The sequence below is a fragment of the Magnetospirillum fulvum genome, from assembly GCF_900108475.1.
Taxonomy (GTDB): domain Bacteria; phylum Pseudomonadota; class Alphaproteobacteria; order Rhodospirillales; family Magnetospirillaceae; genus Phaeospirillum; species Phaeospirillum fulvum_A.
In genome coordinates, this window is the sequence record NZ_FNWO01000002.1 from 49251 (window position 1) to 61054 (window position 11804).

Annotated in this window: 9 protein-coding genes; 5 read left to right on the plus strand and 4 right to left on the minus strand. The window is 66.5% G+C overall.

What is annotated here, in order from left to right; translation table 11 throughout:
• Nucleotides 1-78: 78 nt before the first annotated feature.
• The 3 genes from rplT to BLW40_RS02365 form a co-directional block, all read right to left on the minus strand.
• The gene (gene rplT, locus BLW40_RS02355; RefSeq protein ID WP_074765186.1) at nucleotides 79-435 is read right to left on the minus strand and encodes a 50S ribosomal protein L20; all 357 of its coding nucleotides are present in this window, start codon (nucleotides 433-435) and stop codon (nucleotides 79-81) included.
• A 3-nt stretch (nucleotides 436-438) separates the two neighbouring features.
• Nucleotides 439-642: a 50S ribosomal protein L35 gene (rpmI, locus tag BLW40_RS02360; protein ID WP_074765188.1), complete on the minus strand. Its 204-nt coding sequence runs from the start codon at nucleotides 640-642 to the stop codon at nucleotides 439-441.
• Between the two features lie 294 nt (nucleotides 643-936).
• Nucleotides 937-4398 (minus strand): pyruvate carboxylase, encoded by a 3462-nt coding sequence (locus BLW40_RS02365; protein WP_074765190.1) that lies wholly within the window; start codon nucleotides 4396-4398, stop codon nucleotides 937-939.
• A gap of 149 nt (nucleotides 4399-4547) precedes the next feature.
• Between BLW40_RS02365 and BLW40_RS02370 the strand changes: the two genes are divergently transcribed.
• The gene (locus BLW40_RS02370) at nucleotides 4548-5306 is read left to right on the plus strand and encodes an FCD domain-containing protein (RefSeq protein ID WP_074765192.1); all 759 of its coding nucleotides are present in this window, start codon (nucleotides 4548-4550) and stop codon (nucleotides 5304-5306) included.
• A 166-nt stretch (nucleotides 5307-5472) separates the two neighbouring features.
• Here BLW40_RS02370 and BLW40_RS02375 read toward each other — a convergent pair whose 3' ends face one another.
• Nucleotides 5473-6183 carry a DUF484 family protein gene (locus BLW40_RS02375; RefSeq protein WP_074765194.1) on the minus strand — a complete coding sequence of 237 codons (711 nt, stop codon included), beginning with the start codon at nucleotides 6181-6183 and terminating at the stop codon, nucleotides 5473-5475.
• A 100-nt stretch (nucleotides 6184-6283) separates the two neighbouring features.
• Here BLW40_RS02375 and BLW40_RS02380 point away from each other — a divergent pair, with 100 nt between their 5' ends.
• The 4 genes from BLW40_RS02380 (at nucleotide 6284) to BLW40_RS02395 (ending at nucleotide 11789) form a co-directional block, all read left to right on the plus strand.
• Nucleotides 6284-8491 (plus strand): primosomal protein N', encoded by a 2208-nt coding sequence (locus BLW40_RS02380; RefSeq protein WP_074765195.1) that lies wholly within the window; start codon nucleotides 6284-6286, stop codon nucleotides 8489-8491.
• Nucleotides 8492-8672: 181 nt separating this feature from the next.
• Nucleotides 8673-9227 carry a F0F1 ATP synthase subunit delta gene (locus BLW40_RS02385; RefSeq protein ID WP_074765197.1) on the plus strand — a complete coding sequence of 185 codons (555 nt, stop codon included), beginning with the start codon at nucleotides 8673-8675 and terminating at the stop codon, nucleotides 9225-9227.
• Entirely contained in the window at nucleotides 9227-10756 is a 1530-nt protein-coding gene (gene atpA / locus BLW40_RS02390; protein WP_074765199.1) for a F0F1 ATP synthase subunit alpha, read from the plus strand. Before BLW40_RS02385 ends, atpA begins: the two co-directional genes overlap by 1 nt.
• A 148-nt stretch (nucleotides 10757-10904) precedes the next feature.
• Nucleotides 10905-11789 (plus strand): F0F1 ATP synthase subunit gamma, encoded by an 885-nt coding sequence (locus BLW40_RS02395; RefSeq protein ID WP_074765201.1) that lies wholly within the window; start codon nucleotides 10905-10907, stop codon nucleotides 11787-11789.
• Nucleotides 11790-11804: the final 15 nt, after the last annotated feature.

Below are 11804 nucleotides of genomic sequence, written 5' to 3' on the forward strand. Positions count from 1 at the left end.
CCTCTGCTTAAGACGCGAAGAGGGGCCGCACCCCAATGGGCGGGCCCCTCTCCTAACCATCGCTCCCCATGGGGAACCCTACCGGAGGGCGGCCTGAGCCTTTTCCACCAGCGAGCGGAACGCCTCGGGCTCGCGGATGGCGATGTCCGACAGCACCTTGCGGTCAAGGGCGATGCCGGCCTTCTTCAGACCATCCATGAAGCGCGAATAGGGCAGGCCATAGGCGCGCGACCCGGCGTTGATACGCTGAATCCACAAAGCGCGGAAATTGCGCTTCTTGGCGCGACGGTCGCGGTAGGCGTAACTCAGCGCCTTCTCGACCTTTTCGATCGCGACGCGGAAGCAGGTGCTGGCGCGGCCACGGTAGCCCTTGGCGAGCTTCAGAATCTTGCGGTGACGAGCGTGGGTCGTCACGCCTCTCTTGACGTGCGCCATGGGTTAGACTCCGTTCGGCAGGTAGAACTTCTTGACATTGTCCCCGTCCGACTTGAACAGGACGAAGGTGCCGCGCGCCTGGCGCTTCATCTTCTGGGACTTGGCGGAGAGGCAGTGCCGCTTGAAGGCGACGTTGCCCTTAACCTTGCCGCTGCCGGTGATGCGGAACCGCTTCTTGGCCGCACTCTTGGTCTTCATCTTGGGCATTTTCGCTTTCCTTGATCTAAAGCGTTTATAGATAAGCGCGCGGCAAGGCAGCCCTGACGGCCTTGTCCGCGCGGAGAAGGGGACGCTTATACCGCCGCCCCCGGGCGAATGCAAGCCTCGCCAGAGCGGGGATTTGCAGCCTCCCCCCCGGCAAAGCCTCCCGGAAAAGCCGGGGGGGAGAGCCGGGGCTTTTCCGGCCCCGGTCGGGGCGGGCCCGAAAGCCCGCTCTTATCCTTCGTCTTACCCTGGGCGGGGGCCGCGTCTTCTATCGGACGCGTGGCCCCCGCGCCCTCCCTAATCCAACACCACCAGCAGATCCTTGGCCTCGACCTGGGTGCCGGGGGTCACCGCCACCTGGGCGACGGTTCCGGCGCGGTCGGCCCGCACCGCCGTTTCCATCTTCATCGCCTCGATCGCCACCAGCAGATCGCCCTTTTCCACCGCCTGACCGGGGCGGACGGCGACGCTGACCACCAGACCCGGCATCGGCGCGCCGACATGGGCGGAATTGCCCGGCTCGGCCTTGGGGCGGGCGACGCGGACGTGAGCGACCTTGCTGTCGGCGATGCGGACGATGCGCGGCTGGCCGTTCAGCTCGAAGAACACCTTGCGCTCGCCGTCCTCGTCGGCCTCGCCGATCGCCAGGAAGCGGACGATCAGGCTCTTGCCGCGCTCGAGGTCGATCGCGATCTCCTGGCCGGGGGTCATCCCGTAGAAGAACACGTCGGTCGGCAGCGCCGAGACGTCGCCGAAATTGCGCTCGTGGAGGGCGTAATCGGTGAACACCTTCGGATACATCAGGTAGGAGGCCAGTTCGGCGTCGCTGATGGCGCGACCGGCCTTGGCCTCGGCGGCGGCGCGTTCGGCAGCCAGATCGGCGGGCGGCAACACCGCGCCGGGACGGACCCGGATCGGCTCGGCCCCGCCCAGCACCTTCTTCTGCAACGCCTCGGGGAAGCCGCCGACCGGCTGGCCGAGATCGCCCTTGAAGAACGACACCACCGATTCGGGGAAGGCGATTTCCTTGTCCGGATCAAGCACGTCGGCCGGGGTCAGATTGCTGGTGACCATCATCAGCGCCATGTCGCCGACCACCTTGCTGGTGGGGGTGACCTTGACGACGTCGCCGAACATCAGATTGACGTCGGCATAGGCCTGAGCGACCCAGTCCCAATGCTGTTCGACACCGAGCGAACGGGCCTGGGCGCGCAGGTTGGTATACTGGCCGCCCGGCATTTCGTGGCGATAGACGTCGGCGGTGCCCGAGCGGATATCGGCCTCGAACGGCGAATACAGCGCCCGCACCCCTTCCCAATAGCGCGACAGGTCGTTGAGCGCGCCATGGTCGAGGCCGGGATCGCGGGGGTGATGGGCCAGGGCGGCGCAGATCGAGCCCAACGGCGGCTGCGAGGTCAGGCCGCTCATCGCATCCATCGCCGCATCGACGGCATCGACTCCGGCATCGACCGCCGCCAGCACGCTGGCCGCCGACAGACCCGAGGTGTCGTGGGTGTGGAAGTGGATCGGCAGCCCGACTTCCTGCTTCAGCGCGGTGACCAGCCGGGCAATCGCCTTGGGCCGGGCCAGACCGGCCATGTCCTTGATCCCCAGAATATGCGCCCCGGCCGCTTCCAGCTCGCGGGCCATCGCGACATAATATTTAAGGTCGTACTTCGAGCGCGCCGGATCGTCGATATCGCCGGTGTAGCAGATGGTGCCTTCGCACACCGCGCCGGTCTCGCGCACCGCGTCGATCGCCACCCGCATGTTATCGACCCAGTTCAGCGAATCGAACACCCGGAAGATATCGACACCGTTTTCCGCCGCCTGGGCGACGAACTGGCGCACCACATTGTCGGGATAATTGGTGTAGCCGACGGCGTTGGCCGAGCGCAGCAGCATCTGGAGCAGCAGGTTCGGCATCTCGCGCCGGAACAGGCGCAACCGCTCCCACGGGTCTTCCTTCAAGAAGCGCATCGCGACGTCGAAGGTCGCGCCGCCCCAGCATTCGACCGAGAACAGGCCGGGCAGACGGCGGGCATAGGCCGGGGCGGCGGCGGCCAGATCGTAGGTCCGCATCCGGGTCGCGATCAGCGATTGGTGGGCGTCGCGGAAGGTGGTGTCGGTGATCAGAACCTGCGGCTGCTCGCGCATCCACTGGGCCAGCCCCTCGGCCCCCAGACGCTCGAGCAATTGCTTCGAGCCTTCGGGCGGGGCAATCGGCGGATAGGACGGCGCCTCGGGCATCGCGATCACCTTCGGCCGCCCCAGACCGGCGACTTCCGGATTGCCGTTGACCATCACCTCGCCGACGAAGCGAAGCAGGCGGCTGGCGCGGTCGCGCCGCTCCTGGCGGGCGAACAGTTCCGGCGTCTCGTCGATGAAGCGGGTGGTGTACTCGCAGGCGATGAAGCTGGGATGGCTGATCACCGATTCGAGGAAGGTCAGGTTGGTGGCGACGCCGCGGATACGGAACTCGCGCAAGGCGCGGTCCATCCGGGCGATCGCCTCGTCCGGGGTGGGCGCCCAGGCGGTGACCTTTTCCAGCAGCGAATCGTAATGGCGGGTGATCAGCGCCCCCGAGAAAGCGGTGCCGCCATCGAGACGAATGCCGAACCCGGCCGCGCCGCGATAGGCGGTGATCCGGCCGTAATCGGGGATGAAGGCGTTCGAGGGATCTTCGGTGGTGATCCGGCACTGGATGGCGTGGCCGTTCAGCCGCACTTCGTCCTGGCGCGGCAATTCGGCGCAACGGTCGCCGATCACCGCCCCGGCGGCGACGCGGATCTGCGCCTTGACGATATCGACCCCGGTGACGACTTCGGTGACGGTATGCTCGACCTGGACGCGGGGATTGACCTCGATGAAATAGAACGCGCCGCTATCGACATCCATCAGGAACTCGACGGTCCCGGCGTTGCGGTAGCCCGCCGCGCGGGCCAGGATCAGCGCCGACTCGCACAGAGAGGCGCGGCCCGCTTCGTCGAGATAGGGAGCGGGCGCGCGCTCGACCACCTTTTGATTGCGGCGCTGAACCGAGCAATCGCGCTCGAACAGATGGATCAGATTGCCCTCGGCATCGCCCAGGATCTGGACCTCGACATGGCGGGCGCGGCGGACCAGCTTTTCGAGATAGACCTCGTCATTGCCGAACGCGGCCTTGGCCTCGCGCTTTGCCACCGCGATCAGTTCGGGCAGTTCGTCCGGTCCTTCGACCACCCGCATCCCACGCCCGCCGCCGCCCCAGCTGGCCTTCAGCATCAGCGGATAGCCGATCTGGGCGGCCTGACGGCGGCATTCCTCGGGATCGGCGGGCAGCGGCCCGGTCGCGGGCATCACCGGCACCCCGGCGGAAATGGCGAGATTGCGGGCGGCAACCTTGTTGCCCAACAGCCGCATCACCTCGGAGGACGGGCCGACGAAGACCAGACCGGCATCACGCACCGCATCGGCGAAATCGGGATTTTCCGCCAGGAAGCCATAGCCGGGATGAACCGCGTCGCAGCCGGTTTCCTTGGCCACCCGCACGATCTCGTCGATGGCGAGATAGGCTTCGATCGGCCCCTTGCCCTTGCCGATCAAATAGGATTCGTCGGCCTTGAACCGATGCAGCGCGAACCGATCCTCGGTCGAATAGACGGCAACGGTCGACATCCCCAGTTCGGTCGCGGCCCGGCAGATGCGGATCGCGATCTCGCCGCGATTGGCGACGAGCAGCTTGTGGAGCGGAAGGCGGCAGGGGATGGCGACGGTCATGGGTCATCCTTTTGAACGGCTGTGGGGAGACGGATAAATCTCTTTACCGCACTTGTAAACAGGGTTCTTGCACTTGCCTAACGAAGGTCTTTTAGCGTACCTAGATCGTTCGGCCGATTTCGGCAGGGCAAGATACACCAAAGGCTGGCATGACAGAGCGGATCAGACCTCCAAAACTGGCGGACAGCATCGCCCACCATCTTGAACGGCTGATCCTGGAGGGAAGTTTGCGTCCGGGAGAGCGCTTGCTGCCGGAACGGGAACTGGCCGCCCGCTTCGACGTGTCGCGCCCGTCGCTGCGCGAGGCGCTCGACAAGCTGGAAACCCGTGGTCTGCTGGTGTCGGAGCGTGGCGGGGCGACTCGGGTCGCCCCCTTGCTGGGCGAGGCTTTCACCGGGCCGATCCGCGACATCCTCAATACCCGGCCCGAGACGGTGCTGGATTACCTCGAATTCCGCCGTCTGGTCGAAGGGGCCGCCACCGGGATGGCCGCGTTGCGCGCGACCGAGATCGACCATTCCTGTCTCAAGCGCCGGTTCGAGGCGATGGAAGCCGCCAACGCCGCCGCCGATCACGCCGCCGAGGCCGAGGCCGGGGCCGAATTCCATCTCGCCATCTACGAGGCGTCGCACAATCTGGTGATGCTGCATGTGATGCGGGCGCTGTCGGACCTGCTCTGTCACGACGTGTTCTACAGCCGGGCGATGCTGTATCGCCGCCAGGCGGTGCGCGACCTGCTGCTCGACCAGCATCGCGCCATCCTCGAAGCGGTGCTGGCCGGAGACGAAGCCGCCGCCCGTACCGCCGCCGAAACCCATATCGATTTCACCCGCGACGCCCTGCGCCAGATCGCCGAGGCCGACGCCCGCCTCGACGCCTCGCTGTCGCGGATCGGCCGCGTCGGTTGACCGGATCGGCCGCACCGACTTGATGCGATTTGGGGCCTTGCCCCAAATCCCAACCGGGAGGCAAGCCTCCCGGACCCTCCCTATTTATTGATTCAGAAACAAAAGGGGTGTTTGCGGGCTTCGCCCGCAAGCGGGTTCGGGCGACAGCCCGACCAAAGCGGGACCGTTAAATCAGGCGCGCGACACAGACTTCGAGCACGCGGGCGAGGAAGGTGACCAGTTCGGTCGCCTGACCGGCGTGGAAGGTGTGGCTGTGGCGCGAGCCCAGCGCCATCATCCCATCGGGACAGGTGCCGCCGGGAGAGATGCGGACCACCGCCGAGGATTGGACCAGTCCGGCCCCGTCGCCGAACAAGGCCGGATCGCCCGGCATATCCTCGGTCAGGGCGCAATCGCGATCGCTGCCACCCATCATCCGGACCACGGTGCCGGGTTCCAGGGTCAGCAGGCCGGGAGCGGTCAGGGCGAGAATCGGAGCCTGGGGCGGCTCGAAACAAAGGGTGGCGACATCGACGTCGAGCAAGGCGGGCAGATCGTCGCTGACCGCCTCGGCCAGCCCGGCCATATCGTCGGCGGCGATAATCGCCAGAACCGCGCGGTGGGTGCGGGTCTGGATCGACATGTTGCTTCGGCTGGTGTGGATCAGATGTTCGGCGGCACCGCGAACCCGGTCAAGTTCGTCGTGCAGGCGGTCGATCATGAACATCTGCATATCGAGGATGCCGTCGTCCCTGGACCAGCGCGATGGCGGCGACAAGGTCAGCAGCAGATCGGGGTGACGGATCAGATAATCGGGATGAGCCCGCAGAAACGCATCGACCTGCCGCTCGTCAGGCAGTGTCACATCGGCGATCGCATCGTCGCGCTTGCGCGCCATGCCGAAAACCCCTTCTCGACCTGTGGGAACGATAAAAGGCATAGACCCCAAAGGCTCCAACATCTGTTGCCCAGAGCCTTGATCGGCTAGACTCTACTCTATGCCCGCCGCCTCCGCCACCCCCCCCCGTCCCGAATTTTCGCCCGGCAGTCGTATCGCGGTGCTGCTACCACTTCCGCTGGCCGGTCCCTACGATTACCGCGTCGGCGCCGAGCCGGTCGCGGCGGGCGATTTCGTCCGGGTGCCGCTCGGCAAGCGCGAGGCGGTCGGCGTGGTGTGGGGAGCGGGCGGCGGCGACGTCGCCCCCGACCGGCTGCGCGCCATCGCCGGACGGATGGAGGCGGCGGCCCCGCTGCCCGATCCGTTGCGCGCCCTGATTGATTGGGTCGCCGCCTATACCCTGGCCCCACCCGGCGCGGTGCTGAAGATGGCGATGAGCGTTCCGGCGGCGCTGGAGCCGGTGCGCGGCCCCCTGCTCTGCCATCTGGCCGACTCTGCCCCGCCCGAGCTGCGCCCCAGCGCCGCCCGCGCCCGAGTGCTCGACTGCGCGGCTCGACTGCCGCCCCTCACCGCGACCGATCTTGCCCGCGAATCCGGGGTCAGTCCGGGAGTGGTGAGCGGACTGATCAAGGCAGGCGCGCTGGTCGTCGCGCCCTCCGCCCTGCCGCCGCCGGTTCCGATCCCCGACGCCCTGCGGCCGGGACCGTCGCTGTCGCCGGATCAGGCCAAGGCGGCGACGGCGCTGGCCCAATCGCTGAACGGCGGCTTTTCGGTCACCTTGCTCGACGGCGTCACCGGATCGGGCAAGACCGAAGTCTATTTCGAGGCGGTGGCGGCGGCGCTGGCCGCCGGGCGGCAGGTTCTGGTGCTGCTGCCGGAAATCGCCTTATCGACGCAATGGCTCGACCGCTTCGCCGCCCGCTTCGGCTGCCCCCCCTCGGAATGGCATTCCGAATTGAGCGACGCCCGCCGCCGCGATACCTGGCGCGCGGTGGCGAGCGGACGCGCCTCGGTCGTGGTCGGAGCCCGCTCGGCCCTGTTCCTGCCCTTTCCCGATCTCGGCCTGATCGTCGTCGATGAAGAGCACGACGGCGCCTTCAAGCAGGAAGACGGAGTCTGCTACCACGCCCGCGACATGGCGGTGGTGCGGGCGCGGCTGGGGGGAATTCCGGTGGTTCTGGCCTCGGCCACCCCGGCGCTGGAGACGGTGACCAACGTCCAGGCCGGGCGCTATCGCAAGCTGGTGCTGCCCGACCGCCATGCCGGAGCGACGCTGCCCGCGATCGCCACAATCGATCTGCGCCGCCATCCGCCGCCGCGCGGCCGCTGGCTCAGCCCCGGTCTGGTCGCCGCTTTGACCGAGACCGTCGCCGCCGGTGAGCAGGCGATGCTCTATCTGAACCGGCGCGGCTATGCCCCGCTGACATTGTGCCGGGTGTGCGGATTCCGACTGCGCTGTCCCAATTGCACCGCGTGGCTGGTCGAGCATCGCGGCGCGGGGCGGCTGATCTGCCACCATTGCGGCTATGCGGTGCGACGGCCGGACTCCTGCCCCGAATGCGGCTCGGAAGAAGGCTTCACCGCCTGCGGTCCCGGCGTCGAGCGGGTCGCCGAGGAAGCCTCCCTGCTGTTCCCCGACCTGCGTCAGGCGGTGATGACCTCGGATACCTGCGGCGGTCCCACCGCCGCCGCCGCCTTGGTCGGCGCAATGGCCGAGGGTCGTCTCGACCTGCTGGTCGGCACCCAGATCGTCGCCAAGGGCTATCACTTCCCCCGCCTGACCCTGGTCGGAATCGTCGATGCCGATCTGGGGTTAGAGGGCGGCGACCTGCGCGCCGCCGAACGGACCTTTCAACTATTGTCCCAGGTGTCGGGCCGCGCCGGACGCGCCGAGCGGCCCGGCCGGGTGCTGCTCCAGACCTGGCAACCCGACCATCCGGTGATGCGGGCGCTGGTCGCGGGCGACCGTGACGGCTTTATGGAGCGCGAGGCCGAGATGCGCCGGGCCGCGCTGATGCCGCCGTTCGGGCGGCTGGCGGCGCTGATCCTGTCCGGTCCCGAACCCGATCCCTTGGACGATTTCGCGCGAAAGATGGCACGCGCCGCCCCACCCGCGGCGGGGATCGATGTGCTGGGTCCGGCCCCGGCCCCGCTGGCACTGTTGCGGGGCCGCCACCGCCGCCGCTTCCTGGTCAAGGCCGAGCGCGGTGTGCCGCTCCAGGCCTGGCTGCGCGACTGGTTGGGGCGGATCGTCCCGACAGGGGGCATCCGGGTCCAGGTCGATGTCGATCCAACCGGGTTCCAATGAGGTCGCCTTCTGACCTCGCCTCCCCCGAACGGGCAGGTTCGGGGCTTGCAAGGCCTCACTCGATGTGTTAGTTAACCGGCGCGCTTAAAGGGGCTTCAACCCTGTCGGCGACGGAATGTTTTTGCTTGATCAGCATGTTGCGGCCGCCGCTTCGAACCTCGATCCCTAAGGACTTGCCCAGGTGCCATCCGAAACTATTGGCGTGATCGCCGACCGCTATGCCGGCGCCCTGTTCGAGCTGGCTGAGGCTCAAAACGGCCTTGACGACGTCGCCGGTGACCTCCGGACGTTGAAGGCCATGATGCGCGACAGCGCTGACCTCCGCCGCTTGGTGGATAGTCCGGTGTTGAGCCGGGCCGAACAGGGCCGGGCGATTATCGCCGTGGCCAAGGCCGCCGGCTTCACCGACCTCACCACCCGCTTCCTGGGACTGGCGGCCAAAAGCCGCCGACTGTTCCTGATGGACGCGGCGATCAATTCCTATCTCGGCCGGCTGGCCGCGCGTCGGGGAGAACGGACGGCCGAAGTGGCCTCCGCCGTTCCGCTGTCGCAGGCCCAGCAAGACGCCTTGTCCTCTGCCCTCCGCACGACCTTCGGTGGCTCCGTCGCCGTCGAGGTGAAGGTCGATCCCGGCCTGCTCGGCGGCCTGGTGGTCAAGGTCGGCTCCCAAATGGTTGACAGCTCGCTCAAGACGAAGCTGCAGCATCTCAAGCTCGCTATGAAAGGGGTTGGATAATGGAAATCCGCGCCGCGGAAATCTCCGCAATCCTCAAGCAACAGATCGCCAGCTTCGGAACCGAGGCGGAAGTTGCCGAGGTCGGTCAGGTCCTGTCGGTCGGAGACGGTATCGCCCGCGTGCATGGCCTTGATAAGGTCCAGGCCGGCGAGATGGTCGAATTCCCCGGCGGCATCAAGGGGATGGCGCTGAATCTCGAAGTCGACAATGTCGGCATCGTGATTTTCGGCAACGACCGCTCGATCAAAGAAGGCGATGTCGTCAAGCGCACCGGCGCGATCGTCGATGTGCCGGTTGGCAAGGGCCTGCTCGGCCGCGTCGTCGACGCGCTCGGCAACCCGATCGACGGCAAAGGTCCGATCGAGGCAGCCGGCCGCTCGCGAGTCGACGTCAAGGCCCCCGGCATCATTCCGCGTAAGTCGGTGCACGAGCCGATGTCGACCGGCATCAAGGCGATTGACACCCTGATCCCGATCGGGCGTGGTCAGCGCGAACTGGTGATCGGTGACCGTCAGACCGGCAAGACCGCTATCCTGATCGACACCATCATCAATCAGAAGCGCTGGCACAGCGGCACCGATGAATCGGCCAAGCTGTTCTGCATCTACGTCGCCGTCGGCCAGAAGCGCTCGACCGTCGCCCAGATCGTCAAGACGCTGACCGATTACGGCGCGATGGAATACACCATCGTCGTCGCCGCCACCGCGTCCGAGCCCGCCCCGCTCCAGTTCCTGGCTCCCTATGCCGGCTGTGCGATGGGCGAGTATTTCCGCGACAACGGCATGCACGCTCTGATCATTTATGACGATCTGTCCAAGCAGGCGGTCGCCTATCGTCAGATGTCGCTGCTGCTCCGTCGTCCGCCGGGCCGCGAAGCCTATCCCGGCGACGTGTTCTATCTCCATTCGCGCCTGCTCGAACGCGCCGCCAAGATGGGCGACGCCGCCGGTAACGGCTCGTTGACCGCTCTGCCGGTGATCGAGACCCAGGCCAACGACGTCTCCGCCTACATCCCGACCAACGTGATTTCGATCACCGACGGTCAGATCTTCCTCGAGACCGAGCTGTTCTATAAGGGCATCCGCCCCGCCGTGAACGTCGGCCTCTCGGTCTCGCGCGTCGGTTCCGCCGCGCAGATCAAGGCGATGAAGCAGGTTGCCGGTTCGATCAAGTTGGAACTGGCGCAGTATCGTGAAATGGCGGCCTTCGCCCAGTTCGCTTCGGATCTCGATCCGGCGACCCAGAAGCTGCTCAATCGCGGTGCCCGTCTGACCGAGCTGTTGAAGCAGCCCCAGTTCTCGCCGCTGTCGACCGAAGAAGAAGTCGTGTCGGTCTATGCCGGTGTGAAGGGCTATCTCGACAAGATCGACGTCCGTCAGGTCGGCCGCTTCGAAGCCGGTCTGCTGGCCGACATCAAGGCGAAGTCGCCGGACATCTTGACCTCGATCGCCGCCGACAAGCAGATCAAGGCCGAAACCGAAGAGAAGTTGAAGGCGGCCATCGTCGCTTTCACCAAAACCTTCGCCTGATCGCCGCGACGTTCCGCTCCCGAACCGGTTTTCCGGTCGGGAGCGGGGACGTCGCTTCGTCACCCAAGGGTCGCGAGGGCGGCCCTCCGAGAGCAGGCAAGCGCCCGCCGCCCCGGGGGGACCGTCACGCAAGGGAGTGTAGGAGTTCATGCCGAGCCTCAAGGACCTAAGGCTGAGGATCACCAGCGTCAAATCGACGCGCAAGATCACCTCGGCCATGAAAATGGTCGCGGCCTCCAAGCTTCGCCGGGCCCAGACCGCGGCCGAAGCGGCCCGGCCCTTCGCCGAACGCATGGAACGGATGCTGGGCACCCTGGCGGGCGCGATGGCCGGTCAGGCTGGCGCCCCGGCGATGCTGACCGGTACCGGATCGGATCAGGTTCACCTGATCGTCCCGGTGACGGCCGACCGCGGCCTGTGCGGCGGCTTCAATTCGAGCATCACCCGGGCGACCCGGTTGTTGGCCGCCGACCTGCTGAAGCAGGGTAAAAAGGTTGTCATCATGCCGGTCGGTCGCAAGGGCCGCGAAGCGTTGCGCCGCGATTACGGTCATCTGATGATCGAAGGGTTCGACAATCTCGGCCGCAAGGGGATCACCTTCCCCGAAGCCGATCAGGTCGCCACCCGCATCACCCAGATGTACGCCAATGGCGAGTTCGATGTCTGTACCGTCGTCTACAACCGCTTTGTGTCGGCGATCTCGCAGAACGTCACCCGCCAGCAGCTGATCCCGTTCCCGGTTCCGGCCCAGTCCGAAACGGTCGATGCCTCGGCTCGGGCCGTCTACGAGTTCGAACCCGGTGAAGCCGAGATCCTGGCCGAGATCCTGCCGCGTAATCTCGCCATCCAATTGTTCCGCTCGATGCTGGAAAGCCAGGCGTCGGAGCAGGGGGCGCGGATGACCGCGATGGACAATGCCACCCGGAACGCGGGCGACATGATCAATGCCTTGGCGATCAAGTACAACCGGTCGCGCCAGGCCCAGATCACCAAGGAACTGATCGAAATCATCTCCGGCGCCGAAGCGCTGTGACGGAAGACGAGGAGC